The organism is Sphingomonas sp. 1185, from assembly GCF_040544655.1.
Taxonomy (GTDB): Bacteria; Pseudomonadota; Alphaproteobacteria; order Sphingomonadales; family Sphingomonadaceae; genus Sphingomonas.
In genome coordinates this window covers 107,219-132,957 of record NZ_JBEPKL010000009.1, presented here as the reverse complement: position 1 = coordinate 132,957, position 25,739 = coordinate 107,219, and the positions used below count along the sequence as shown (strand labels likewise).

Below are 25,739 nucleotides of genomic sequence, written 5' to 3'. Positions count from 1 at the left end.
GGCGGCGCCGGCGTCACCGCCAGCCAGCAACTGATCCAGAAGCTCATTCGGTATCGCAGGCTCTTTGCGTCGGGACATATCGGGCTCCTTCTTTCCCGTTATGCCCGCCCGCACACGAAATTCCTGACACTCCCCCTGCTACCACCTCGCCTTCCAGCGGATCGGCGCTCCCGAACCCCACCAGCAGACCAAGGCGCAGACGCATCTGATCGAAGCGTCCAACGCCTCGTTCCGCGACATGCTGGCCCGCTTCAACCGCCGAACCAAGCGCGCCTCCAAGACCCAAAACATGCTCGAGATCACCCTCGACATATTCCTCGCCAGAAAACGCCTGCAGAGTCCGGGGTGAACACTCCCCCTGTCCAGGGGAGAGGGAAGAGGAAGCCATCCTGAATGTCGATCCGGCCTAAGTCTGTGGCAGGCGGTGTCGCTTGGCCTTCGACTTCGCTCAGGCTGAACGGAGGTCCGGGAGGGTCAGCCCCGGAACAGATTCCCCAACACCCCGCGCACCACCGCGCCCATGATCCCCCCGCTGTTCGACCGCCGCCGCGAACCGCCGCCGAACACCTGCTTGCCGATCTCGTTGGCGACCTGTCGCCCGATCGAGGAACTGGCCGAGCGTGCCGCGCTGGTCGCGATCTTGGCCCAAGGGGAGTTGGCGGCCTCGCGCTGTTCGGCGATGCGCGCGCGTTCGGCCTCCTTCGCGGCCTTCGCTTCGGCCTTGGCCGCCTGTGCCGCCTGTTTGTCGGCTTCGGTCGCGGCCCGTGCTTCCGCAGCGGCGGCGGCGGCTTCCTGCGTCTTGGCGGCGAGCAGTTCCTCGGCCGATTCGCGGTCGACCGCCTGATCGTACTTTGCGCCGACCGCGTCGGTTTCGACCAGGACCTTGCGCTCCTCGGGCGTGGCGGGGCCGACCCGGCTGCGCGGCGGGGCGATCATCGTGCGTTCGACCGGCGAGGGCGAGCCATCGGGTTGGAGCAGCGACACCAGCGCCTCGCCGACCTTCAGCTCGGTGATGGCGGTGGCGACATCGACGCCGGGATTGGCGCGGAACGTCTCGGCGGCCGAGCGCACCGCCGCCTGGTCGCGCGGGGTGAAGGCGCGCAGCGCGTGCTGGACTCGGTTGCCCAGCTGCCCGGCGATCTTGTCGGGCACGTCGATCGGGTTCTGGGTGATGAAATAGACGCCGACACCCTTCGACCGGATCAGCCGCACGACCCGCTCGATCGTGTCGACCAAGGCGGGCGCGGCCCCGTCGAACAGCAGATGCGCCTCGTCGAAGAATAAGACGAGCCTGGGCTTGTCGGGGTCGCCGATCTCGGGAAGCTGCTCGAACAGCTCGGACAGCAGCCACAGGAGGAAGGTGGCATAGAGTTTGGGACTTGCCATCAACTGGTCGGCGGCCAGGATGTTGACGACGCCGTGCCCCGCATCGTCGGTGCGGATCAGGTCGGCGAGTTCGAGCGCTGGCTCGCCGAAGAAATGCTCGCCCCCCTGCGTGCGCAACTGGAGCAAGGCGCGCTGGATCGCACCGACCGATTGTTTGGAGACATTGCCATAGCTGGTGGTCAGTTCGTCGGCCCGCGCGGCGCATTCGGCCAGCATCGCCTGGAGATCGTCGAGGTCGAGGAGCAGCAGCCCCTCCTTGTCCGCGACATGGAAGGCGATGGTCAGCACCCCTTCCTGCGTCTCGTTCAGCCCCATCATCCGCGCGAGCAGCAGCGGCCCCATCTCCGACACGGTGGCGCGGACCGGATGCCCCTGGGTCCCAAACAGGTCCCAGAACTGCACGGGCGCGGCCTCATAGGACCAGTCGGTCATCCCCAGCTCGGCGGCGCGCGCGGCGAAGGCGGCATGGGTCTTGCCCAGCGCCGATCCCGCCAGCCCCAGCCCCGACAGGTCGCCCTTCACATCGGCGACGAAGCTGGGCACCCCGGCGCGCGAGAAGCCCTCGACCATGGTCTGCAACGTCACCGTCTTGCCGGTACCGGTCGCGCCCGCGATCAGGCCGTGCCGGTTGGCGCGCTTGAGGTCGATCGCCTGCGACTTGCCGCCGCCCATGCCGATGAAGATGCCGTCCATGGCCGCATATTATCGCGGCGTTCGGTGACGGGAATAGCAAAAGGGCCGCCGCATCGGGGAGATGCGACGGCCCTTTTCGGACGGGCGGGACCGTTACTTGATGCGCAGCGGCATCAGGCGGTCGGCGATCCGGCCGCGGGTGATCTGCGCCAGCACCTGCGGACGACCGGCGGCCTTGGCGGCGGCGACGACGCGCTGGACGTCGGCGGCGCTGCGGACCGGGGTGCCGTTGATCGCCGTGATGACGTCGCCGCGCTTCAGCTTGGAGGCGGCATCGCTCGACGGATCGACCGCCGCGATCACCACGCCCTGGGTCGACGGCTCGACATTGATCGCGCGGGCGATCGCCGGGGTCAGCGTCTGCACCGACAGGCCCAGGCCGCCACCGGCCGCCGGAGCGACCTGCGCATCGTCGTCGCTGTCGGGGAAGGCGTCGGAGCCGTCACCCAGCGACGCGGCCAGTTCCTCGTTGGACGGACGCGTCGCGGCGGTCGCGGTCAGCGAGACCGGCTTGCCGCCGCGCAGCACCTCGAGGTTGACGCGGCCGCCAGGCGGGACATTGGCGATCAGATAGGACAGCGTCTGTTCGGGCGTGACCGACTGGCCGTTGACCTTGGTCACCACGTCGAACGCCTTCAGCCCGGCCTTGGCGGCGGGGCCGTTGGGCTCGACCTTGGCGATGACCTCGCCCTGGTTCTTGGGGATGCCCAGCGACGCGGCGACATCGTCGGTGACCGGGCCGCCGATCTGCACGCCCAGATAGCCGCGCTCGATCTTCTGGCCCTTCATCAGCTTGTCGATGATCGGCTTGGCGTCTTCGGCCGGAATGGCGAAGCCGATGCCGATATTGCCGCCCGACTGCGAATAGATCTGGCTGTTGATGCCGATCACATTGCCGTTCATGTCGAACATCGGGCCGCCCGAATTGCCCTGGTTGATCGCGGCGTCGGTCTGGATGAAGCGGTCGTTCGCGCCGCCCTGGCCGGTGACGCGGTGGACGGCCGAGACGATGCCGGCGGTCACGGTGCTCGACAGGCCGAAGGGCTGGCCGATCGCCAGCACCCAGTCACCCGGCCGCGCGCGCGACGAATCGCCGAAGCGGACGAAGGGCAGGTTCTGGCCGTCGATCTTCAGGACCGCCAGGTCCGAGGTCTCGTCGCGGCCGACGACCTTGGCGGTATATTCCTTGCGGTCGTTCAGCGTGACGGTGATCGAATCGACCGAGGCGCCCTGCGCGCCCGGTGCGATGACGTGGTTGTTGGTGACGATATATCCGTCGGGCGAGATCAGGAAGCCCGAGCCCAGCGAGGCGCCTTCGCGCTTCTGCGGCTGCGGCCCGGTCTGGCCGCCGAACTGGCCGAACATGCCCTCGAACGGCGTGCCCGCGAACGGGTTCGGCTGCTGCTTGACGGTGATCGACTGCTTGGTGGAGATGTTGACGACGGCGGGCTGGAGCTTGGCGACCATGTCGGCAAAGCTCATCGGCGCGCCGGCGCGGGGGGCGACCGCCTGGATCGCGCCCGGTTCGTTCTGCGCGACCTGGGCGGTGCCGGGCTGGAGGGCCAGGGTCGCGGTCGCGCCACCGAGGAGGAGCGCACTGGTAATGGCGTAGGCGTAGCGCACTGGGCTAGGGTCCTCTCAAAGAAAATTCAGTTTGACCGTGTCCTATTTGTCACGGTCTGGCTGAACGACGCTTGAATATGAACGAGCGGAAAGGTGGTGAAACCACCTATCGGCCCGGCGCGGTGAATTCCTTCAAATAGCTGTTCTGCGGCGACAGAATGATCTGGGTGCTCCCATGTTCCTGGGTCGAGCCGTCCGCGCCGAAGGTGTGGCGATAGGACTGCATGGCCCGGTAGAAGTCATAGAAATCCGCATCCTTGCCAAAGGCCTGGGCATAGATTTGCGCGGCCTGGGCATCGGCGTCGGCGCGGACGATCTGGGCCTGCTTCTGGCCTTGCGCGGCGATGGTGATCGCCTCCTGCTGACGCGCGGTCTGCATCCGGGCGAGCGCGCTTTGCAGCGGGGTGCCCGGCGGCAGCTCGGCTTCCTTGATCCGCACGTCGACGATCTGCACGCCATACTGGCGCGCGATCCGGTCGAGCCGGACCTGGATCGCATCCATCACCTGCCCGCGCTCGGGGCTGAGCAGTTCGGACGACCGCCGCTTGCCCAGTTCGTTGCGCAGCGCCGATCCGAAGATCGGGCGAAGCTGGTTGATGACGCCGTCGACGCTGCCCGCCGTCGCCAGCATCCGGCGCGGGTCGATCACGCGGAAACGGGCAAAGGCATCGACGTTCATGCGCAGCTGGTCGGTCGACAGCACCTGGGTCTTTTCCAGGTCGAGGTCGAGCACCCGCTTGTCGACCCAGACGATGCGGTCGATGAAGGGAATGCGCGCGATCAGCCCGGCGCCGCTATCACCCAGTTCCTCGTTCGGGCGATAGCCGTTGACGATCCGGCGCGGCTGCTCGAACCGATAGATCACCGCCTGCTTGGTCTCGGGCACGATGGCGAAGGTCGCCGCCGCCACGATCACCGCGACCAGCAGGGCGACGCCCAGCACGATCGGATTGCGCATCGACAGACCTTTCACTGGCCGCCTCCCTGCGTCGCGACGGGCGCGGCGGGTTCGGGCGCCACCATCTCGGGCGCGGGGCGCGCCTTTTGCAGCGGCAGATAGGGCACGACGCCCGGCGCCTCGACGATGGTCTTGTCCGACTTGGCCAGCACGGCCTCCATGGTCTCGTAATACATGCGGCGACGGGTCACTTCGGGGGCCAGGCGATATTGTTCGTACACCTTGTCGAACTGCGCCGCCTCACCCTGGGCGCGGGCGATCACCTGCTGCGCATAGGATTTGGCCTGGTTCACATCGGCCACCGCGCGCTGCTGCGCCGCCGTCACCTTGTTGAAGTCGTCGACGATCTGCTGCGGCGGGGCGGCCTGCTTGATCGCCACGCCCTGGATACGCACGCCCGAGCGATATTCGTTCAGGATCGACTGGGTCAGCTCCTGCACCCGCTGTTCGATGCCGGTGCGGCCCGAACCCAGCGCCTGGTCCAGCGTCGTCTCGGCGATCACCGCGCGCATCGCGCTCTCGGCGGCGGCGCGGACCGTCTCCTGCGGCTGGGCGAGGCGGAAGGCGAAGTCGCGCGGATTGGCGATGTCCCAACGGACCGAATAGGTCAGGTCGATGATGTTTTGGTCGCCGGTCAGGACCAGATTCTCGCCCGAGCCCTCGGGGAAATTCTCGGTCCGGATCTTCTGCACGTCCAGGACGCGGACGGCGGCGATAGGGGCGGGGGCGGTCAGCTGGATGCCGGGTTCGAGCACGCCGGTATAGCGACCGAAATAGGTGACGACGCCGCGCTGCTGCGGGCCGATCGGATGAATCGAGGTGTAGAGCAGCCAGATGCCGACCAGGATCGCGGCCCCGATCGCCCAGAGGGTGCGTCCGCCGGGTGCGCCGGGCAGGCCGCCAAAGCCGCCGCCCGATCCGCCGGGGCCTTCGCCCGGTCCGCCGCCGCCCGATCCGCGCGCCTTGCGGATGAACTCGTCCAGCGCGGTCGGCTTGGCAGGGGCCTTGCGACCGCCCGGCGGGACGGCCCAGGGATTGCGGGGCCCGCCATCGGAGTCCTCACCGGACCCGCCCCATGGGCCCTTCGGCGTCTCGGCGGCAAGAATGGGGGGGCGTCGGAAGCGACCCGTCAGCTTTCTCATAGTCATCGTTATAGGAACGGTTCGCCGACAAAAACAGTGCCAAGCCGCGTAACCCATCCTATCTGCCCCCCATGAGCATGATCGAGACGGTGAAGGCGGCGGTGGCCGCGGTGGCGGGCAAGCGCGCGAGCGTGCGGATGGAGGGCGCGCGCGCGGGCGTCGTGCTCGACGCGACGGGGCTGGACGGCGCGGGCCGACAGGCGCTGGAGGACGGGGTCAAGGCGGCCGCGATCCAGTCGGGGGCGGAGGATGTCCGCGTCGTCCTGACCGCCGAGAAACGCGAGCGCCGGATCGTCGCGGTCGCCAGCGGCAAGGGCGGGGTGGGCAAGTCCACCCTGTCGGCCAATCTCGCCATCGCGCTGGCGCGGGGCGGGCGCAAGGTCGGGCTGGTCGATGCGGACATCTATGGCCCGTCGCAGCCCCGGCTGATGGCGGCCGAGGGGGTGAAGCCCGTCGCGCAGGACGGCAAGCTGCAACCCGTGCCGACCCCTTATGGCGTTCCCCTGCTGTCGATGGGCCAGCTGGTCGAGCCGGACAAGGCGATCGCCTGGCGCGGGCCGATGGCGGCGGGGGCGCTCAGCCAGCTGGTCGATGGCGACTGGGGGGCGACCGAGCTGCTGGTGCTCGACCTGCCGCCGGGGACGGGCGATGTCCAGCTGACCATGGTGCAGAAGCACCGCCCGGCGGGCGCGGTCATCGTATCGACGCCGCAGGACCTAGCGCTGATCGATGCGCGCCGCGCGATCGACCTGTTCACCAAGGCCGGGGTGCCGATCATCGGGCTGGTCGAGAATATGGCGGGCTATTGCTGTCCGCATTGCGGCGGCATCTCGGACCCGTTCGGTTCGGGCGGGGCGGAAGCGGCGGCGGCGGAGCTGGGCATTCCCTTCCTGGGCCGGGTGCCGCTGACCATCGCGATTCGCACCGCCTCCGACGCGGGCCAGCCGCCCGCGGCGGGGGAGGGGGACACGGTCTTCGCCCCGCTGGCCGAACGGGTGGCGCAGTGGCTGGACGCGAGCCCGGCGGCGGCATGAAACCGGCGCGGCGGCAGGGCGTTAGAGCCGGATAAGCCGCCCGCATCCCCTTGATCCCGCAAGCCGGACGGGCGGTTCGACAAAAGGGACCGTCCATGCCGCTGACCGCCGACGAGGATATCCGCGCCCTGCTGAGCGAGGCGCGCACCATCGCGCTGGTCGGCGCCTCGGACCGCCCCGACCGGCCCTCCTATGGGGTGATGAAGCGGTTGCAGGATCATGGCTATCGCGTGATCCCGGTCAATCCGCAGATCACCGGCGAACATGTGCATGGCGAGTTCGTGTTCCGCGAGCTGGGCCAGCTGGGCGATCCCATCGACATCGTCGACATCTTCCGCCGCTCGGACGCGGTCGGCGCCATCGTGGATGAGGCGATCGCGGTCGGGGCCAAGGCGATCTGGATGCAGCTGGGCGTCGTCAATGACGAAGCGGCGGCACGCGCCGAGGCGGCCGGGCTGAAGGTGGTCATGAACCGCTGTCCGGCGATCGAGATACCCCGGCTGGGCATCGCGCCGGTGACCGGGGGTTGAGGTCGGGGGCGAAGAACAGGGAGATGCGACGATGATGATGCCGTTCCTGATCCTGCTGGCCGCGCCGCAAGCACCGGAGCGCCAGCTGGTGACACTTCCCCGGCTGACGACGGGATGTGTGCCGGGTCGCTGTCCGATGACGGCACGCCCCTCGCCCTATCGGCTGGGCCCCGACAGGACGAGCGCGATCGATTCCAAGTCCCGCGCCTTTGCCAATGACGGCACCTATTGTGCTGTTGTCGGGGACAAATATTGCACCAGCAAGCCGCGAACCCTGTTCCGGATGCCGATCGACCAGTAATCGATCGGCATTGGTGCAAAGGAATACTGGCGCGATGCCCGCGAAACAGGCATGATCCCGGCCGTGGCGGTCATCCGACCGCGCGCATGCACGATGCCGGGAGAGCGTCATGGTTGCGACGATTTGGGCGATAGGGATGATGATGGCACCCATTCAGGGGGAGATGCCGCCGCCCCAGCCATCGGTCGACGCGATCATGGCCAGGACCCGGCGACTGACCAGCGTCGAGAGCCGCTGCATCTATGATCCCAACGCGACCGATGTGACCGTGTGCGGTCGTCGCAATGCCGATCGCTTCCGCTTTCCCTATCAATCCGCACCCGATCCCGGCGACCCCAGGCACGAGGGGGTGATGGCCGAGCGCACCCGGATGCTGGCGCGCAGTACGCCGTTGAAGGATCTGTCCCCCTTTCAGGTCGGCGGCGGCCTTGCCGGCGTCACGGTCGGAACAGGTGGGCGAAGCGGCGCGCTGACGCTGCGGAAGCCCGCGCCATGATGCTGGTGCCGCTGATCGTCGCGCTCCAGGCGACTCCGGCGGCGGCCGGGCCGCCGCTGGGCACCCAGCGTTTCTCGATCCTGGCTCCCGATCCCTGCCCGCCCTCGGCCGGGACGAAGGACGAGTTGATCGTGTGCGGACGGCGCCTGGGCGACAATCGCCTGCCCCCTGATCCGGATGCGCCGCCCGCCAAGCCGCTAATGTCCAATCCCGACCTGACCGGCATCGGGGCGTTGCGGGCCGCGGGCACGCCCTGCGCCGCGCAGCTTGCGGGGTGCGGGGGGAAAGTGGACGTCGTGACGCCCGTGCTGATGCTGGCGAACGAGGCGCGGATCGGGGTCAGCAAGATCGTCGACAAGGCGCGCGACAAGCGCAACCGCGTGCCGATCGCGCTCGACGGTCCGGGACCGCGAGGGCATTTGGAGCCATAGGCCGGATCGCCCCCCAATCCTCCCTTTCCAGGGGAGGAATGGACGGAATGTCGATCGGATCGAGACGCCCGCGCCGATGAAGCGGGCGCGCGCGCCTCAGCCGCGCGCCTGTCGCCGCGACCGGGCCGAGGGCGGCGGGGCGAACCAGTCGGCCAGTGTCAGCCCGGTCTGCGCCATCGCGCGCAGCACCACCTGTCCCGCCGCGCGCGCATCGCTCAGCGCGTCATGGTGGCGGTGTTCCAGTTCGAGGAAGGCGGCCAGCGTGCTCAGCTTGTGATTGGGCAGTTCGGGCCAGGCCCGCCGGGCGATGGTCACGCTGTCCAGCCAGCGCGCGGCGATCGGGGGCAGCGCGTCGCGTTCGCAGGCGCGGCCCAGCGCCCCCTTGTCGAACCCCGAATGCGCCACCGTCACCCGCCCGCCCAGATGCCCGGCCAGTTCGGGATGGAGCGCGGCGAAATTGGGCTTGCCCAGGACATGATCGGCGGTGATGCCATGGATGCCGATATTGAAGGGGCTGAACTCGTCGCACGGATCGACCAGCGTCTCATAGGCGAGCACCTCGATCCCGTCCGTATAGCCGACGATACCGATCTGGCAGATGCTGCTGGTACGCGAACAGGCGGTTTCGACGTCGATGACCACGAAATCGGGGGAAATCATCCCGCCGCTTTAGCGCGATCTGGCGTTTCGAGCAATAAAAGGTCGCCTGCCCGCTCGACAGCGACCATTTCTATCCGCTACCCGCCCAGGCTCAACGAACGCTCTGGATACGGGAAAAGATGATGGGCGACGCATTGCGGGTGGCTTTGGCGGGACTCGGTACGGTGGGGGGCGGCGTCATTCGCCTGCTCGACGCGAACCGGGAGCTGATTACCCGGCGCGCCGGTCGCCCGATCGAGATCGTCGCCGTCTCCGCGCGCGACCGGACCAAGGATCGCGGCGTCGACCTGTCGCGGTTCGAATGGGTGGACGACACCGCCGCGCTCGCCGCGCGCGAGGATGCCGATGTGGTGGTCGAGCTGATCGGCGGGTCGGACGGCCCCGCGCTGACGCTGGCGCGCACCGCGCTGGAGGCCGGGCGCGGCTTCGTCACCGCCAACAAGGCGATGCTGGCGCATCACGGGCTGGAGCTGGCGCAGAAGGCGGAGGCGTCGAAGGCCGCGCTGAAGTTCGAGGCGGCGGTGGCGGGCGGCATCCCGGTCATCAAGGGGCTGCGCGAGGGCGCGGCGGCCAATGCCATCGCGCGCGTCTATGGCATCCTGAACGGCACCTGCAATTTCATCCTGTCCAAGATGGAGGCGGAGGGCCGCGACTTTGCCGAGGTGCTCGCCGAGGCGCAGGCGCTGGGCTATGCCGAGGCGGACCCCAGCTTCGACATTGACGGGGTGGATGCCGCGCACAAGCTGTCGATCCTGGCCGCCATCGCCTTCGGCACGCAGCCGGCGTTCGGCGATGTCGCGATCGGCGGGGTGCGCCATGTCCTGGCCGCCGATATCGCGCAGGCGGCGTCGCTGGGCTATCGGGTGCGGCTGGTCGGCGTGGCGGAGGAAGGGGCGAACGGCCTGTTCCAGCGGGTGCATCCGCATCTGGTGCCGCTCGACCATCCGTTGGCGCATGTCACCGGATCGACCAATGCGGTGGTCGCGGAGGGCAATTTCGTCGGCCGCCTGCTGTTCCAGGGCGCGGGCGCGGGCGATGGCCCGACCGCCAGCGCGGTGGTCGCCGACCTGATCGACATCGCGCGCGGCGAATATGGCGCGTCCTTCGCCATGCCCGCGCACGAACTGATCCCGGCGGCCAAGGCCGATAGCGGCGAGCGGCGCGGGCGCGCCTATCTGCGCTTCACCGTGCAGGACAAGGTCGGCGTGCTGGCCGAGATCGCGGCGGCGATGCGCGATGCGGGCGTGTCGATCGAAAGCCTGATCCAGCGCGGCGAAGCGGCCGATGGCGGCGTGATGATCGCCATCGTGACGCATGAAGGGCCGGAGCGCGCGGTCGCCCAGGCGCTGGAGCGGTTGCGCGGCAGCCAGAGCCTCGTGGGGCAGCCGCTGTTGATGCATATTCTGGGGTGATTTTCGGGGGCGTAAGATCTCTGCGAGGCCCCTTGCCCTCCCCCAGCCCCTCCCGCCTGCGGGAGGGGAGCTTTAAGGTGACGCCTCCCGCCTGCGGGAGGGGAGTTTTAAGGTAACGCCTCCCGCCTGCGGGAGGGGAGTTTATGGAATTCCGCGTTTCGTCCTTGCCGCTCCCCTCCCGCAGGCGGGAGGGGCTGGGGGAGGGCGGTGTCTCACCGAGCCCTTCCCTTACTTCTTGATCAACCCGATCTCGACCAGCCGCTCGTACAGATAGTCATGCGCGGTGATCGGCGTCGGATAGCGGTTCGGATTGTCCGCCGTCACCGTGCCTGGCAGCGTCTCGATCAGGAAATCGGGCGCGGGGTGCAGGAAGAAGGGCATGGAGTAACGCGAGAAACCGCGCCGCTCGACCGGCGGGTTGACCACCCGGTGCGTGGTCGAGGGCAGGACATGGTTGGTCAGCCGCTGGAGCATGTCGCCGACATTGACCACCATCGCCCCCTCGGGCGGACGGATCGCCAGCCATTCGCCCGAATCGCGGTCGAGCAGTTCCAGCCCCGCCTCTTCCGCGCCCAGCAATAGGGTGATCAGGTTGATATCCTCATGCGCGCCCGCCCGCACGCCCTCGGCATCCGCCGGGATGGGGGGATAATGGAGCAGGCGCAGCACCGAATTGCCGTCCTTGACCGCCGGATCGAACCAGTGCGGATCCAGCTTCAGATGCCGGGCGATGGCCGACAGCAGGCGATCCCCCGCGCGGTCGAACGCGGTGAAGAGTTCGAGAAAGTCGTCGCGGAACCCCTCGGGCCGAGTGGGCCAGATATTGGCGGGCATCCGGTCGGCATAGGCATGGCCCTCGGGCAGTTCGCGGCCGACATGCCAGAATTCCTTGAGGTCGACGACCTTGGCATCCTTGGCGATCTCGGTCTTGAACGGGGTATAGCCGCGCGCGCCGCCGCCGCCGGGGATGTGATAGCCGCGCTTTTCCTCCTCAGGCAGGTCGAACAGCGCCTTGGTCTGCGCCCAGGCGCGGTCGATCAGCTCGGCGGGAACGCCGTGATCGGCGACGATGGCGAAGCCGAACCGTTCGAACGAACCGCCCAGTGCGGCGGCGAACGCCTCGGGATCGCGGTCCTGATCGGCCAGGCTGAGCGTCGGGACCTCGGCGGAGCGGGTGTCGGTCATGAATTATCGTCCAGAAAATCGAATAGGCGTAAGGCTATATAATGTCCCTGCCGGCCCGAACAGGCCAGCCGGTCGGCGGTCAATTTATCCGCCGAGCGTGATCGTGCCCGTCGATCGGTCGCCGCCCGCATCGCGCAGGTCGAGGCGGAAGCGCTTGTTCTCGGCGGTGGTGCCGACCAGCCCCTCGCCGCGATCGGTCAGGGTGAAGTCGGCATCCGTCATCTTGTCGCGGAACCAGTCGCGCACCGTCTGCGGATCGGCGGGGCTGTCGAAGGTCATGACGAACGCCTTGTCGCGGCCATTGCCGACATCGACGTTGCGGATCTTCGAGCCGGGATAGAGATGGACGCCGTTCAGCTCGAAATTATCGGCCTCCAGCGACACCTTGGGCAGCTTGAACGCGCCGGTGAAGCCGGGCAGCGCCAGCTTCACCTCGCCCGACCTGCCGTCGACCGCCGCCACCGTCTGCCCGTCCGAGCTGTTGATCGTCACCGAGGTGCCGTCGGTCGGCCGGTCGCAACCCGCCAGCGCCCCCGCCAGCGCCAATGCCGTGCCCAGCGAGAGGGGCAGGGCGGTTCGATGCAGGATGGTCATGACGGCAAACTCCCTCCAGTGTCCTGTCGGTCCGATACACGTGGGGGTGGTGTGTGGCGCGCGCAAGCTGTCGACGCGCTGAACGCGGTTGACGGCGAAGGTGATCGGCTCGGTTGGGTTTTCCCGGTTTCCCTGGCGTCCGAACGCGCTTATGGGACAGGCATCATGTCCGAATCCCGTTCCGCTGATCCGGCGACCCCCGTCGCCGCCGACACCCCCGGCGCGCCCATCGGCTTTGTCGAATTCGTCCTGCTGATCGCGGCGCTGATGGCGCTGACCGCGCTGGGGATCGATTCGATGCTGCCCGCGCTGCCCGCCATCGGCGAGGCGCTGAACGCGTCGCCCGCCCAGCGGCCGTTCGTCGTCACCGCCTTCCTGATCGGGTTCGGCGTGGCGCAGCTGGTGCATGGGCCGCTGGCGGACCGTTATGGGCGGCGGCGGGTGCTGATCGTGGCGCTGGTCATCTATATCATCGCCAATGGCGCGGCGGCGATGGCGGGCAGCTTCCTGCTGTTGATGGTCGCGCGCGTCTGTGCGGGTGCGGCGATCGCGGCGACGCGGGTGGCGACGGTGGCGCTGGTCCGCGACTGCTATCATGGTCGCGCCATGGCGCAGGTGATGTCGATCGCCTTCATGGTGTTCATGGTGGTGCCGATCCTGGCGCCTGCCTTCGGCGAGCTGGTGCTCTTGTTCGGCAACTGGCGGCTGATCTTCTGGACCATTGCGGGCCTCGCCACGCTGGTGCTGATCTGGTTCGCGGTCCGCATGCCCGAGACGCTGAAGCCCGAGGCGCGGCTGCCCATCTCGCTCGACCGGATTTGGCGCGGCTGGCGGCAGACCGCGGCCGACCGGCTGTCGCTGGGCTATACGCTGGCGGTGACCGCGCTGATGGCGGCGCTCTATGGCTATCTCAACTCGGTGCAGCCGATCATGGCGGTGACGTTCGGGCGCGAAAAGCTGCTCGCGCTGATCTTCGCCACCACCTCGGTGACGATGGCGGCGGCCAATCTGCTCAACTCGCGGATCGTCATGCGGCTGGGCACGCGGCTGATCAGCCACAGCTCGGTGACGATCCTGATTATCGTCTCGGCGCTGCATCTGGCGATCGCGTGGTTCGGCGGCGAGTCGTTGGTCGTGTTCGCGGTGCTCCAGGCGATCACCATGGCCTGTTTCGGTCTGGCGACCTCCAATTTCTCGGCGATGGCGATGGAGAATATGGGCGGCATCGCGGGCACCGCGTCGAGCGTGCAGGGCTTTGCCAGCGTCACCATCGGGTCGGTGATCGGCGCCGGGATCGGCCAGGCCTTTGACGGGACGACCCGGCCCTTGACGCTGGGCTTCCTGGTGGCGGGATGTGCGGCCTTCGCCTTCGTCTTCGCGACCGAGCGCGGGCGGATGTTCCGCCCCGTCTGACACGCGCACGGCCCGCGCCGGGAACCGGCCGGGCCGCCGCACCGTTCCACCCTCCACAGATCACAGGAGGCAAGGATGGGCGGACATCAGGTTTCCAGCCAGGGACCCGGCGATGATGGCTGGGACGAGGAAGGCTATGACGAGAGCCAGCGCGCCGAAATCCTGGAGGCGACGCGTGACGGCCCCAGCGATGGCGTGCTGATCACCGATATCGACCCCGATCTGGGTGACGATACGGTCGAGGACGAACCGATCGACGAACTCGACATGGACTCCGAAGAGGTGGGCGAGAGCGATGCCTCGGTCGACATGAGTGCCGAGGACATCGACGAGGACGATCTCCAGGAGGATTTCGAGGACGACACCGTCGCCGACGGCGATATCGACGAAGCCGACGACGCCGCGCTGCGGCCATGAACCGCTTGCCTGTCGCGCTGGCGGCCGGGGGGATCGTGCTGGTCGGCTGTTCGACCATGCCCGATCCCCGCTCCTCGATGCCGCCGATGGTCTCGACCGATTTCCGTTGCGAGAATGGCAGCCGCTTCTGGGTCCGTTTCGACAATCGCGACGACAGCGCGCTGATGCGGCTGGACGACGATCTGGCGATACGCCTGGCCGGTCAGCCGGTCGCGTCCGGCATCCATTATGCCGGGTTCGGCCACGACCTGCGCGGCAAGGGGGGTGAGGTTGTTTTGACACGCCCCACCGGCGATTCCCTCCGCTGCCAAGCCGTCCGCTGAGCCGAGGGCATCATTCAAGGCGAAAAAATGGCGGAAAATCTGGGCCGCCGCATTCTCCCCTCAATTGGTTCATCTAGGTGACAGGAACTGTGTCATCGCGGCAACAGGTTCCCACAACGCGACCAAAATGACGATCTTCGTGCAACCCAGCACGGTTTTGCCGGTTAAGCGGGCCTGGGCTGAGCGGTTCGATCCGCCGCCCCACATAGAATAAGAGAAGGGTATCTCACATGCGTAAGCTTTCCCTCGTCGCCGCTGCGGCGGCCGCGTTCGTTGCCGTGCCTGCCATGGCACAGGACATGAACACCACCGACACGACGGCTGCGGCACCCGCCCCGGCCGCCGACACCGCGACCGCTCCCGATGGCACCCGCGCCTTCGGTATCGAGCCGTACGTCGCGGTCATGGGTGGTTGGGAGCAGTTCGATCGCCAGTCGGTCGCCGGCATTCCCACGCAGCCCAAGGGCTATAACCTGGACGGCGCGCTGGTCGAGGGCATCGTCGGCTTCAACGTGCCGCTGGGCCCCGTGTTCGTCGGCGCCGAGGGCGCGGTCGCCAAGGGCGTGTCGGGTGACATCGACTGGCAGTATGGCGCCTATGGCCGCGCGGGCTTCCGCGCCGGTGAGAGCGGCCTGTTCTACGGCAAGGTCGGCTATCGCTGGAACAACTTCCACAACTTCGCTCCGGGCGTCGTCGGCGACCTGAAGCGTGACTATCACGCGACCGTGTACGGCGTCGGCGCCGAAGTCGGCCCGAAGGACATCGGTCTGGGCGGCCTGACCGGCAACTCGGGTCTGCGTCTGCGTCTGGAAGTCTCGACCTTCGACGACGCGCACTCCTTCCGTCCGATGGCGGGTGTCGTCGCACACTTCTGATCCCTCGGGGTCCAGTTGGCGTAAGGTGGCGGGGTTCGGCAGTGATGCCGGACCCCGTTTTCCTGTGTGGACAGGCTTCCCATATCGATGGCGATGGTCGGTCGGGTAAAACGCAAGGCGGGACTGGCGGCCGCCGCCGAACGGGTCGAGCGGGCCCCGCCGCGATCCTGCGCGCTGTGCGACCGGCCGCTGGGGGCGAAGGTGGAATGGCACCACCCCGTACCCAAGAGCGAAGGCGGGCGCGAGACGGTGCCGGTCCATCCCATCTGTCACCGGACCATCCATGCGACCTTTTCCAACGCGGAACTGGCGCGGGGGTTTTCGGACTTCGCGGTATTGCGGGCGCATCTGGAGATGGCGCGGTTCCTGCGGTGGATTGCCGGGAAACCGGCGGACTTCCATGCGCCGACGCGGACGGCGCGGTGATCTGGGTTCGCGCGAAGACGCGATGGCGCCAAGAGGTGTGGTTCGCGCAGAGGCGCAGAGGGCGCGGAGATCATTTGGGTGCGCCGCGCGCTCCCCAATCTCCGTTCAGCCTGAGCGCAGTCGAAGGCCAAGGGAAACCCTCTCCCCGCAGCCCTTACGGCCGCAAGCCAAACTCGAAATTTCATAGTGTGACAGGCGTTATCCCGTGGCCTTCGACTACGCTCAGGCTGAACGGATGTGAGGAGATTTTCCTCCTGCCTTCTTTCCTCCGCGTCCTCCGCGCCTCTGCGCGAACCACACCTCTTCGCGCCATCGCGGCTTCGCGCGAAAAAAAAGGGCGGACCGAAGCCCGCCCTTTCGGCAATCACTCCGCCGCGACGCCCGCGGCCGAGAACATGTCGCCGGTCTCGCCCGGCTCCTCGTTCGCCGCCTTGGCGGTCTTGGCCTTTTGCCGGGTATCGAACGCGTCCCAGACGTCGTTCCACTGGCCGCGCGTCGCCGCCTTGGAATATTCGGTCGCGCGCGTCTCGAAGAAGTTCGCATGCTCCACGCCGTTGAGCAGCGGGGTCAGCCAGGGCAGCGGATGCTCGTCGATCATGTAGATCGGCTTCAGCCCCAGCTGGCCCAGGCGCCAGTCGGCGATATAGCGGATATACTTCTTGATCTCCTTGGGCTTCATCCCCTCGACCGGGCCCATTTCAAAGGCGAGGTCGATGAAATTGTCCTCCAGGCGGATCGTCGTCTGGCACACATCGGCGATGTCGTCCTTCACCGCCTTGGTCAGGCACTGGCGTTCCTGGCAGAAGGCGTGGAACATGCGGATGATGCCTTCGCAGTGCAGGCTCTCGTCGCGCACCGACCAGCTGACGATCTGGCCCATGCCCTTCATCTTGTTGAAGCGCGGGAAGTTCATCAGCATCGCGAAGGACGCGAACAGCTGGACGCCCTCGGTGAAGCCGCCGAACATCGCCAGCGTGCGCGCAATGTCCTCGTCGCTGTCGACGCCGAAATTCTGCATGTAGTCATGCTTGTCCTTCATCTCGGCATATTCGAGGAAGGCGCCATATTCGCTCTCGGGCATGCCGATCGTGTCGAGCAGATGGCTGTACGCCGCGATGTGCACCGTCTCCATGTTGGAGAAGGCGGTCAGCATCATCTTGATCTCGGTCGGCTTGAAAACCCGGCCATATTTCTCGTGATAGCAGTCCTGCACCTCGACGTCCGCCTGGGTGAAGAAGCGGAAGATCTGGGTCAGCAGGTTGCGCTCATGATCGGTCAGCTTCTGCGCCCAGTCGCGGCAATCCTCGCCCAGCGGCACCTCTTCGGGCAGCCAGTGGAGCTGTTGCTGGCGCTTCCAGAACTCGAACGCCCAGGGGTATTCGAAGGGCTTATACTGCTTGGAGGCTTGGAGAAGTGGCATCGGGGTTACTCCGGATACGAATGACGTGAAGAGGGTGAAGGCCGGTTCAGCCGCTGCTGGCCCAGGAGCGCAGAGCGGTGGCGAAACCGGCGAGAATGATCCCGCCCATGGCGAACATGGTGCCCGCGATCAGCCGGGCGTAACGGCCCTGCTCCGACCGGGGCGTGCGGAGCTGCAACAGCAGGATCAAGCCGATCCCGCCCAGCAAGGCCGCGACGGCGTACATGATGAACGCCGATGTCATGCGACCAATTCCGGTGTGGCGCGTTCCGAAACCGAACCCAACACAGGAGATTCAAGATGGTCGATGTCAGCCAGATCAAGGAACATGCCGAAGTCATCGGTGCGGACGGCGTCCATGTCGGGACGGTCGACCATGTCCAGGGCGACCGCATCAAGCTGACCAAGAACGACAGCCCCCAGACCGAGGACGGGCAGGGCGCCAAGCATCATTACCTGCCGATCGGCCTGGTCGCCGAGGTCGAGGGCGATCAGGTCCGCCTGTCGGCGACCGCGCAGAACGCCGTCGACCAGTTCGAAGAGGCGGAGTGAACTCCCAACCCCTCTCCCCTTGTGGGAGAGGGAGGGGCCCGCGGCCGCAGGCCGTGGGAGGGTGAGGGGGCTGTCCATCACGGACGGCCCTTTTGCCTGTGCGCGATCCGCACGCCGATCGCCGCCACGACACCGTCGAGGTTGGTCATCACATCGGCATTGGCGAAACGGATCACGTCATAGCCTTCATGTTTGAGGAAGCGAGTGCGTGCGGCGTCGCTTTCCGACTTCACGGCATGGTCATCGCCGTCGATCTCGACGATCAACCGTGCCGCGTGCGAGCAGAAATCCGCGTGGTACGGGCCGATCGGAACCTGACGGCGAAACTTCAGGATCGGCGACGATTCACGCAAGGCACGCCATAGTCGGCGTTCGGGTTCGCCGGCATTCTGACGCAGCTCGCGGGAGCGGGTGACGGTGGTGGCGGGGAGCAACTGGCGCTTGGTCAGACCCTCGGCGTTGCCCCTCACCCTTCCCACGGCCTGTGGCCGCGGGCCCCTTCCCTCTCCCATAAGGGGAGAGGGAGGATTGGAGGAATGAGGGGCCATGGCTCTGCCTTCCCGTCAGGCGATCAGCATTGCTCCTGCCTCACTGACAGGCCAGGCACTCGTCGTAATCGGTCGTCTCGCCGATCTCGAACTTGGGTGCGCTGATCGTGTTGTCCGCCTCGACGCCGCCGCTCCCTGCGAAACCGGCGCGCTGCACCGACTTCGACCGCAGATAATAGAGCGACTTGATGCCCAGCTCCCAGGCGCGGAAGTGGAGCATCAGCAGGTCCCACTTCTCCACGTCGGCCGGGATGAACAGGTTCAGCGACTGCGCCTGGTCGATATAGGGCGTACGGTCGCCGGCCAGTTCGAGCAGCCAGCGCTGGTCGATCTCGAACGAGGTCTTGAACGTGTCCTTCTCTTCCTGGCTCAGGAAGTCGAGATGCTGGACCGAGCCACCATGCTCGAGGATCGAGTTCCACACCGCGTCCGAATTCTTCGACTTCGCGATCAGGATCTTTTCGAGATAGGGATTCTTGACCGAGAACGACCCCGACAGCGTCTTGTGGGTATAGATGTTCGCCGGGATCGGCTCGATGCACGCGCTGGTGCCGCCGCAGATGATCGAGATCGACGCGGTCGGCGCGATCGCCATCTTGCAGCTGAAACGCTCCATCACGCCGACATCGGCCGCGTCGGGGCACGGCCCGCGCTCGACCGCCAGGGTCATCGACGCCTGGTTCACCTGCGCGTTGATGTGCTTGAACATGCGCAGGTTCCACGACTTGGCCATCGCGCCTTCGAAGGGGATGCCGCGCGCCTGGAGGAAGCTGTGGAAGCCCATCACGCCCAGGCCCACCGACCGCTCGCGACCGGCCGAATAGGCGGCACGCTCCATGCCCGGCTCGTGGCGGTCGATATAGTCCTGAAGGACATTGTCGAGGAAGCGCATCACGTCCTCGATGAACTGCTTGTCGTCCTTCCACTCGTCCCAGGTTTCCAGGTTCAGCGACGACAGGCAGCAGACGGCGGTGCGGTCCTTGCCCTTATGGTCGATACCGGTCGGCAGGGTGATTTCGGAACACAGGTTCGAGGTCGACACCTTCAGCCCCAGCTCGCGGTGATGCTTGGGCATGTTCTTGTTCACATGGTCGGCGAAGACGATGTACGGCTCGCCGGTCGCCAGACGGGTCTCGACCAGCTTCTGGAACAGCGCGCGCGCGTCGACCGTGGCGCGGACCTCGCCGGTCTTCGGGCTCTTGAGATGCCATTCGGCGCCGTCGCGCACCGCCTCCATGAAGGCGTCGGGGATCAGCACGCCGTGATGGAGGTTCAGCGCCTTGCGGTTGAAGTCGCCCGAGGGTTTCCGGATTTCCAGGAACTCCTCGATCTCGGGGTGCGAGATGTCGAGATAGCAGGCGGCCGAACCGCGACGCAGGCTACCTTGGCTGATCGCCAGCGTCAGCGAGTCCATCACGCGGACGAAGGGGATGATGCCGCTGGTCTTGCCGTTCAGGCCGACCGGCTCGCCAATGCCGCGCACCTGGCCCCAATAGGTGCCGATGCCGCCGCCACGCGAGGCGAGCCAGACATTCTCGTTCCAGGTGGTGACGATGCCGTCCAGGCTGTCGGGCACCGAGTTGAGGTAGCAGCTGATCGGCAGGCCGCGACCCGTGCCGCCGTTCGACAGGACGGGCGTGGCGGGCATGAACCACAGCTTGGAGATATAGTCGTACAGCCGCTGCGCATGCTCGGCATTGTCGGCATAGGCCGAGGCGACGCGCACGAACAGGTCCTGATAGCTTTCGCCGGGCAGGAGGTAGCGGTCGTTCAGCGTTTCCTTGCCGAAATCGGTCAGCCGCGCGTCGCGGGCATGGTCGACCTCGACCGGATAGGGCTGCGGCCGGACCGACTTGGTGTCGGCGGGCGTCGGGGCCGGGGCGGCAATGTCCGCCGCCATCTTCTCAAGCATGTCAGTCGTCATGTCGCTATCCCGGTCATCCCTGAAGTCCATCATTGATGCCGCTCCTTTGTTCCTGATCCGTTCGGGTCGGTGTCCCGCCCCTGGCACAGCCGTGCCACAGGCGTCGCGAACGGTGGGAAATGGCATCGCAAAGGCCGTTTTCCGGCGCTTCCGCGATCCCGACCGGGCCTGTCGGTCCGATCCCTTCCTACCAGCGATTGGGGTTGTCCCCGACCTCTTCCACTATCCATAGTGGAAAATCCCGGCGATCACCGCAAGGGGGGTAAAGCGCGGAAAGGGGGTTGGTTGCGACGAATGGCGGTCGCCAAAGCGGTGTCGAAACCCGCGACGCATGGATGTCTGCGGGGTTCGCGAAGCGCAAGCCCCTAAGAAATATTTTTGAGCGCCGATGGCCGCCGCCCCGGTCAGCCGAGCGACAGCCAGAACAGTGCCGCCAGCCCGGCCAGGGCGACCAGCATCTGGGGTGGGCGCAGTCGCGCGAAGTGGCGCGGCGCACCGCCCCACCGGGCCAGCCAGGGGTCGGTCAGCGCGATCGAGGCATAGCCGATGAGCAACAGCGCAAAGCCCGTCGCCGGCCCCGCGACCAGCGCCAGCAATCCCAGCGAGAAGCGCAGGATCATGGTCAGCATCTGCGACACATGGGGGCCGCCGGGCGTGAAGAAGCTCAGGCCGCGCGCCACGCCCGCCAGGAAGATCAGGATCGCCGCCCCCCAGATCTGCCCGATCAGCAGCGCCAGCGGCACCTTCGCCCAGGCGGCCAGCGCCGCGATCGGCAGGACCAGCACCGGCCCATAGCCGAAGATCAGGCTGAGCGGGGGAATGCGCGCGTCGGCGGTCTCCGCCATGGGGAGGGGGCCGGGGGCGGGGGACGGTGCGGGGGAAGACATGACGGCGCGAACGTGCGGCGCCCCTTTCCTATCCCGCCATCCGCCTCAGGCCGATCGGTGATGCGGCTCGGCCTCGTCGCGCGCGACCTCCAGCCAGGGGTGGTCGTCGGGCAGCGGAGTGGCGAAGGCGATGCCGACCCGCCCTTCGCGCTCCCAGCGGATATAGCCGCGCAAGGGCGGGTCGACACCCAGCCGGACACCCACCGCCGCGCCGCCCACGATATAGGCGGGGGGCAGCCCCTCGATCATCATGCCGGTGGTCGACAGGTCGCGAAGCCGGACATCGACGGTCGCCCCGCCCGAGACGATCTGCGCGACGCGCAGGACCTTGGTGCGCGGCCGACGGTGCGACTTCATGCCCACCGGCGTGGCGCGCGCGCCCTGTTCGCCCAGCAGGCGGTGGACCTCCTCCACGCCGCTCGGCTTGCCATAGACATAGCCCTGGATATGGCTGCACCCCAGATCGCGGATCAGCGCGATCTCGTCCTGCAACTCGACGCCCTCGGCGGTCGTCTCCATGCCCAGCGTGTCGGCCAGCGTCACGATCGCGCGGATGATCGCGGCATTGCGGCTGCCGGTCCCGACCGCTCCGCGCACGAAGGACTGGTCGATCTTGATCTTGTCGAACGGCGCATGGCGCAGATAGCCGAGCGAGGAATAGCCGGTGCCGAAATCGTCCAGTGCCAGCCGCACGCCCAGCGCCTTGAGCGCCACGAACTGGCGCTGCGATTCCAGATCGTCGTTCAGGAAGACGCTCTCCGTGATCTCCAGCTCCAGCCGCGACGGGGCCAGCCCCGATTGCTCCAGCGCCTGACCGATCAGCAGGGGCAGATGCGGCTTGGCGAACTGGATGGACGATACATTGACCGCCACCCGTGCGGCGCGGGGCCAGCTCGCCGCCTCGAGGCAGGCGGTGCGCAGCACCCATTCGCCGATCTGTTCGATCAGGCCGCATTCCTCGGCCACCGGCACGAACTGCGCGGGCGAGATGTCGCCCTGGGTCGGATGGGACCAGCGCAGCAGCGCCTCGAACCCGACAATCTCTTCGTCGCGGGTCGACACGACCGGCTGATAGGCGAGGCGGAACTGGTTCTGCGCGATGGCGGTGCGCAGATCCTCCTCCATCCGCTTGCGGCTGCGCGCGCCCTCCAGCATCGCCTCGGCATAGAAACGGTGGACGCCGCGCCCGTCGCCCTTGGCGGCATAGAGGCCCAGATCGGCGTTGCGGATCAGCGTCTGCGAATCGGCGCCGTCCTGGGGCGCGATGGCGATGCCGATCGAACAGCCGATCGTCACGTCATGGCCCTGGATGCCATAGGGTTGCGACAGGGTGTCGATGATGACCCTGGCCAGCGCCGCCAGCCTTTCGCGCGAATCGGTGCCGGGCAGCAGGATCTGGAACTCGTCGCCGCCCAGACGGCCGACCAGCCCGGCATCGCCCACCGCCTGCTCCAGCCGCCGCGCCACCTGTTGCAGCAACAGGTCGCCCGCCTGGTGGCCCAGCGTGTCGTTGACCGCCTTGAACCGGTCGAGGTCCATCAGGAACAGCGCGGTCGGGCGATAGGGGCTGACCGATTGCTTGAGCATCGTGTCGAGCGACAGCTTCATCCGTTGACGATTGGCGAGGCCGGTCAGGCTGTCGAACAGCGCCAGCCGGGTGATCTCCGCCTCGGAGCGGCGCTTTTCGGTCAGGTCCGAGCCCGAGCCGATGAAACCGCGGAACCGGCCGATGCCGTCGATGATCGGACGGCCCGAGATCGACCACCATCGTTCCGGATCGCCCGCACCCGAATCGACCGCGCAGACGGTATAGTCGGAAAAACTGGTGCGCGAGGCCATGTGGAAGGACAGCGTCCGTTCGGTCCCCGGCGCCGATGGGTCCATCTGGAACAGATCGGTCAGCAACCGGCCCTTGCAGGCGAGGCCGGTGGACTGGAGATCCTCGGCCACCTTCCTCGACAGATAGGTCAGGCGCCCGTGCCGGTCGGTTTCCCAGAACCAGCCGGTGCCATGTTCCTCGAACTCGGCGATCATCTTGACCGCCTGCTGCCCCTCGCCAAAGGCGCGGGCGCGGGCGTCCGCGACATTATAGTCCAGGCGGCCGACGCGCCGGGCGTTGAGGACCAGGATGATCAGCGGCGGCACCACCGCGCCGAGAATCGGGCCCAGCGGCACCCGCCAGGCCAGCGCCGCGATCACCGCCATGAAGGCGAAGCCGAAGGAATAGCCGATCATCGCCCCGCGCACCGGATGCAGCATCGCGGCGGTCGTCCACATCGCGCAGATCAACGCCAGCGTCGGCGTCCAGGGTCCGGGGGCATGCTGCGACCCGATGACCAGCGCCAGCAGCGCGCCGGTCGCCAGCGCCACGAGGAAGCCCAGGCCGACCAGATATTGCTTGAGCCGGTAGAAGGGCCATTGGCGCGCCTCGCCACAGGCGAGCACGATGCCGAAGATCAGCGTGCTGCCGACCAGCACGCCGCTCGCAATCTCCTTCTGGACCTGCATCCAGGACGGGTCGTCGCGCAGGCTGAAGCTGAGGACGAGCGCGACCGCGACCAGATTCTGCAGGATCGCCAGCGGCCAGGTCCGGCACAGCGTCTGCAACCGCTTGAGATGCACCTCGACCAGCAGCTCGTCATTATCCTCGACGAGCCCCAGCAAGGCCAGAAACGATAGGCGGTCGGAAGCGGAAGGCATGCGCGAAAGGGGGTCCCGATCGGTGGTCCCCCGTCTTGCCTCAGCGAAGTTAAGATAGATTAAAGTCTAGCCGGACGCGAAATGCCGTCATGGCTCCGCTGCGGCGTTGCAAGCCACGCGCCGCTGTCGCACAAGGCGCGCATGACGACCCTGATCCGCGACACCGACCTGATCGAGAGCGTGGCCGACGCGCTCCAGTTCATCAGCTATTACCACCCGATGGATTATATCCGCGCGCTCGGCAAAGCCTATGAGGCGGAGAAGAGCCCGGCGGCCAAGGATGCCATCGCGCAGATCCTGACCAACAGCCGCATGTGCGCGGAGGGGCATCGCCCGATCTGCCAGGACACCGGCATCGTCACCGTCTTCGTCAAATGGGGCCAGGATTGCCGCCTGTCGGGCGACCGGTCGCTGCAGGAAGTGGTCGATGAAGGCGTGCGCCGCGCCTATCTCCACCCCGAGAACCGCTTGCGCGCCTCGATCCTCGCCGACCCCGCCTTCACCCGCCGCAACACCAAGGACAATACGCCCAGCGTCCTCCATGTCGAGATGGTGCCGGGCAACAAGGTCACCGTCGACGTCGCGGCCAAGGGCGGCGGGTCGGAGAACAAGTCCAAGTTCAAGATGATGAACCCGTCCGACTCGATCGTCGACTGGGTGCTGGAAATGGTGCCGCAGATGGGCGCGGGCTGGTGCCCGCCCGGCATGCTGGGCATCGGCATCGGCGGCACCGCCGAAAAGGCCGTGCTGCTCGCCAAGGAATCGCTGATGGGCGCGATCGACATGGGCCAGCTGAAGGAACGCGGGCCGAGGAACGATATCGAGGCGCTGCGCATCGAGCTGTTCGACAAGGTCAATGCGCTGGGCATCGGCGCGCAGGGGCTGGGCGGCCTGTCCACCATCCTCGACGTCAAGATCCTCGACTGGCCGACCCATGCCGCGTCCAAGCCGGTGGCGATGATCCCCAACTGCGCCGCGACCCGCCATGCGCATTTCACGCTGGACGGCTCGGGCCCGGTCTATCTCGAAGCCCCCAAGCTCGACGAATGGCCCAAGGTCGACTGGAAACCCGACCTCCAGGCCGCTCGCCGCGTCGACCTGAACACGCTGACGCCGGAAGAGGTGAAGAGCTGGAAGCATGGCGACCGGCTGCTCCTGAACGGCAAGATGCTCACGGGGCGCGACGCCGCGCACAAGCGGATCAAGGACATGCTCGATCGCGGCGAGGAACTGCCGGTCGAGTTTCGCGGCCGCGTGATCTATTATGTCGGTCCGGTCGATCCGGTCGGCGAGGAAGTGGTCGGCCCGGCGGGCCCGACGACCGCGACCCGCATGGACAAGTTCACCCGGATGATGCTCGACCAGGGCCTGCTGGCGATGGTCGGCAAGGCCGAGCGTGGTCCGGCGGCGACCGACGCGATCCGCGAATACCAGTCCGCCTATCTGATGGCGGTCGGCGGCGCGGCGTACCTCGTCGCGCGTGCGATCAAGGGATCTAAGGTCGTCGGCTTCGAGGACCTGGGCATGGAGGCGATCTACGAGTTCGACGTGGAGAATTTCCCCGTCACCGTCGCAGTCGATTCCGAAGGCCAGAACGTCCATACCCTGGCCCCGCTGGTCTGGCGCGACAAGATCGCCAAGAAAGGGCTGCTGACCCCGGCGTGATGGGGCGACTCAGGGCTGATCGACATTCAGTACCGCTTCTTCTTTCCCTCTCCCCTGGACAGGGGAGAGGGTTAGCGAAGCTTGCCAGCCTGCTGGCTAGCGCAGCTTGGGTGAGGGGGCGAGCGAGCCCAAAGGCTCGCGCGC

26 protein-coding genes are annotated in these 25,739 nt (G+C 67.2%); 13 read left to right on the top strand and 13 right to left on the bottom strand.

Features of this window, described 5'->3' with window-relative positions; translation table 11 throughout:
• Positions 1-474: 474 nt before the first annotated feature.
• From ABIC44_RS09070 to hflK, 4 genes are all read right to left on the bottom strand, one after another.
• On the bottom strand, positions 475-2,079 hold the full coding sequence (locus ABIC44_RS09070) for a helicase HerA-like domain-containing protein (protein WP_354294975.1): 1,605 nt from the start codon (positions 2,077-2,079) through the stop codon (positions 475-477).
• Positions 2,080-2,172: 93 nt separating this feature from the next.
• Positions 2,173-3,702 (bottom strand): Do family serine endopeptidase, encoded by a 1,530-nt coding sequence (locus ABIC44_RS09065; protein WP_309692345.1) that lies wholly within the window; start codon positions 3,700-3,702, stop codon positions 2,173-2,175.
• Between the two features lie 106 nt (positions 3,703-3,808).
• Positions 3,809-4,660, bottom strand: a complete 852-nt coding sequence (hflC, locus tag ABIC44_RS09060) for a protease modulator HflC (protein ID WP_354294974.1) — start codon at positions 4,658-4,660, stop codon at positions 3,809-3,811.
• Positions 4,661-4,671: 11 nt separating this feature from the next.
• Positions 4,672-5,802, bottom strand: a complete 1,131-nt coding sequence (gene hflK / locus ABIC44_RS09055; protein ID WP_307102620.1) for a protease modulator HflK — start codon at positions 5,800-5,802, stop codon at positions 4,672-4,674.
• Positions 5,803-5,873: 71 nt separating this feature from the next.
• Here hflK and ABIC44_RS09050 point away from each other — a divergent pair, with 71 nt between their 5' ends.
• From ABIC44_RS09050 to ABIC44_RS09030, 5 genes are all read left to right on the top strand, one after another.
• Positions 5,874-6,836, top strand: a complete 963-nt coding sequence (locus tag ABIC44_RS09050; RefSeq protein WP_354294972.1) for an Mrp/NBP35 family ATP-binding protein — start codon at positions 5,874-5,876, stop codon at positions 6,834-6,836.
• A 95-nt stretch (positions 6,837-6,931) separates the two neighbouring features.
• On the top strand, positions 6,932-7,366 hold the full coding sequence (locus ABIC44_RS09045; RefSeq protein WP_309692356.1) for a CoA-binding protein: 435 nt from the start codon (positions 6,932-6,934) through the stop codon (positions 7,364-7,366).
• Between the two features lie 31 nt (positions 7,367-7,397).
• Positions 7,398-7,667: a hypothetical protein gene (locus tag ABIC44_RS09040; protein WP_307102627.1), complete on the top strand. Its 270-nt coding sequence runs from the start codon at positions 7,398-7,400 to the stop codon at positions 7,665-7,667.
• Between the two features lie 136 nt (positions 7,668-7,803).
• The gene (locus ABIC44_RS09035) at positions 7,804-8,163 is read left to right on the top strand and encodes a hypothetical protein (RefSeq protein ID WP_354294970.1); all 360 of its coding nucleotides are present in this window, start codon (positions 7,804-7,806) and stop codon (positions 8,161-8,163) included.
• Complete coding sequence (locus tag ABIC44_RS09030) at positions 8,160-8,594, top strand: hypothetical protein (RefSeq protein ID WP_354294969.1); 435 nt, start codon at positions 8,160-8,162, stop codon at positions 8,592-8,594. Before ABIC44_RS09035 ends, ABIC44_RS09030 begins: the two co-directional genes overlap by 4 nt.
• A gap of 96 nt (positions 8,595-8,690) precedes the next feature.
• Here the strand turns inward: ABIC44_RS09030 and ABIC44_RS09025 are convergent, their stop codons facing one another.
• A complete protein-coding gene (locus ABIC44_RS09025; protein WP_309699403.1) occupies positions 8,691-9,254 on the bottom strand; it encodes a 3'-5' exonuclease in 564 nt (187 codons plus the stop codon).
• A 122-nt stretch (positions 9,255-9,376) separates the two neighbouring features.
• Here ABIC44_RS09025 and ABIC44_RS09020 point away from each other — a divergent pair, with 122 nt between their 5' ends.
• Positions 9,377-10,666: a homoserine dehydrogenase gene (locus tag ABIC44_RS09020; protein ID WP_307102634.1), complete on the top strand. Its 1,290-nt coding sequence runs from the start codon at positions 9,377-9,379 to the stop codon at positions 10,664-10,666.
• A gap of 228 nt (positions 10,667-10,894) precedes the next feature.
• Here the strand turns inward: ABIC44_RS09020 and ABIC44_RS09015 are convergent, their stop codons facing one another.
• Positions 10,895-11,851: an isopenicillin N synthase family dioxygenase gene (locus ABIC44_RS09015; RefSeq protein WP_309699401.1), complete on the bottom strand. Its 957-nt coding sequence runs from the start codon at positions 11,849-11,851 to the stop codon at positions 10,895-10,897.
• A gap of 84 nt (positions 11,852-11,935) precedes the next feature.
• Positions 11,936-12,445 carry a hypothetical protein gene (locus ABIC44_RS09010; protein WP_354294967.1) on the bottom strand — a complete coding sequence of 170 codons (510 nt, stop codon included), beginning with the start codon at positions 12,443-12,445 and terminating at the stop codon, positions 11,936-11,938.
• A 165-nt stretch (positions 12,446-12,610) separates the two neighbouring features.
• Between ABIC44_RS09010 and ABIC44_RS09005 the strand changes: the two genes are divergently transcribed.
• From ABIC44_RS09005 to ABIC44_RS08985, 5 genes are all read left to right on the top strand, one after another.
• Positions 12,611-13,858: a multidrug effflux MFS transporter gene (locus tag ABIC44_RS09005; RefSeq protein WP_354294965.1), complete on the top strand. Its 1,248-nt coding sequence runs from the start codon at positions 12,611-12,613 to the stop codon at positions 13,856-13,858.
• Between the two features lie 75 nt (positions 13,859-13,933).
• Positions 13,934-14,275, top strand: a complete 342-nt coding sequence (locus tag ABIC44_RS09000) for a DNA primase (protein WP_307102642.1) — start codon at positions 13,934-13,936, stop codon at positions 14,273-14,275.
• On the top strand, positions 14,272-14,598 hold the full coding sequence (locus ABIC44_RS08995) for an MliC family protein (protein ID WP_354294963.1): 327 nt from the start codon (positions 14,272-14,274) through the stop codon (positions 14,596-14,598). The genes ABIC44_RS09000 and ABIC44_RS08995 overlap by 4 nt, the downstream gene beginning before the upstream one ends.
• 230 nt (positions 14,599-14,828) lie before the next feature.
• Positions 14,829-15,473: an outer membrane protein gene (locus ABIC44_RS08990; protein WP_354294961.1), complete on the top strand. Its 645-nt coding sequence runs from the start codon at positions 14,829-14,831 to the stop codon at positions 15,471-15,473.
• Between the two features lie 93 nt (positions 15,474-15,566).
• A complete protein-coding gene (locus tag ABIC44_RS08985; RefSeq protein WP_354294979.1) occupies positions 15,567-15,899 on the top strand; it encodes an HNH endonuclease in 333 nt (110 codons plus the stop codon).
• Positions 15,900-16,263: 364 nt separating this feature from the next.
• Here ABIC44_RS08985 and ABIC44_RS08980 read toward each other — a convergent pair whose 3' ends face one another.
• Positions 16,264-17,319 (bottom strand): ribonucleotide-diphosphate reductase subunit beta, encoded by a 1,056-nt coding sequence (locus ABIC44_RS08980; RefSeq protein ID WP_261268832.1) that lies wholly within the window; start codon positions 17,317-17,319, stop codon positions 16,264-16,266.
• 46 nt (positions 17,320-17,365) lie between these two features.
• Positions 17,366-17,563: a hypothetical protein gene (locus ABIC44_RS08975; RefSeq protein WP_307102650.1), complete on the bottom strand. Its 198-nt coding sequence runs from the start codon at positions 17,561-17,563 to the stop codon at positions 17,366-17,368.
• Positions 17,564-17,619: 56 nt separating this feature from the next.
• Here ABIC44_RS08975 and ABIC44_RS08970 point away from each other — a divergent pair, with 56 nt between their 5' ends.
• A complete protein-coding gene (locus ABIC44_RS08970) occupies positions 17,620-17,871 on the top strand; it encodes a DUF2171 domain-containing protein (protein WP_261268835.1) in 252 nt (83 codons plus the stop codon).
• A 77-nt stretch (positions 17,872-17,948) separates the two neighbouring features.
• On the opposite strand, the gene ABIC44_RS08965 is transcribed toward ABIC44_RS08970, so the two are convergent.
• The 4 genes from ABIC44_RS08965 to ABIC44_RS08950 all read right to left on the bottom strand — a co-directional run bounded on the left by ABIC44_RS08965 (position 17,949) and on the right by ABIC44_RS08950 (position 23,894).
• The gene (locus ABIC44_RS08965) at positions 17,949-18,341 is read right to left on the bottom strand and encodes an endonuclease domain-containing protein (RefSeq protein WP_354294960.1); all 393 of its coding nucleotides are present in this window, start codon (positions 18,339-18,341) and stop codon (positions 17,949-17,951) included.
• Positions 18,342-18,459: 118 nt separating this feature from the next.
• Positions 18,460-20,373 carry a ribonucleoside-diphosphate reductase subunit alpha gene (locus tag ABIC44_RS08960; RefSeq protein ID WP_354294978.1) on the bottom strand — a complete coding sequence of 638 codons (1,914 nt, stop codon included), beginning with the start codon at positions 20,371-20,373 and terminating at the stop codon, positions 18,460-18,462.
• A 374-nt stretch (positions 20,374-20,747) separates the two neighbouring features.
• Positions 20,748-21,188 carry a DUF3429 domain-containing protein gene (locus ABIC44_RS08955; RefSeq protein WP_307102654.1) on the bottom strand — a complete coding sequence of 147 codons (441 nt, stop codon included), beginning with the start codon at positions 21,186-21,188 and terminating at the stop codon, positions 20,748-20,750.
• A gap of 87 nt (positions 21,189-21,275) precedes the next feature.
• Positions 21,276-23,894, bottom strand: coding sequence for a putative bifunctional diguanylate cyclase/phosphodiesterase (locus ABIC44_RS08950; protein WP_354294958.1), 2,619 nt, complete (start codon positions 23,892-23,894; stop codon positions 21,276-21,278).
• Between the two features lie 177 nt (positions 23,895-24,071).
• Between ABIC44_RS08950 and ABIC44_RS08945 the strand changes: the two genes are divergently transcribed.
• Positions 24,072-25,595: a fumarate hydratase gene (locus ABIC44_RS08945; RefSeq protein WP_354294956.1), complete on the top strand. Its 1,524-nt coding sequence runs from the start codon at positions 24,072-24,074 to the stop codon at positions 25,593-25,595.
• The last annotated feature ends 144 nt before the right edge of the window (positions 25,596-25,739 follow it).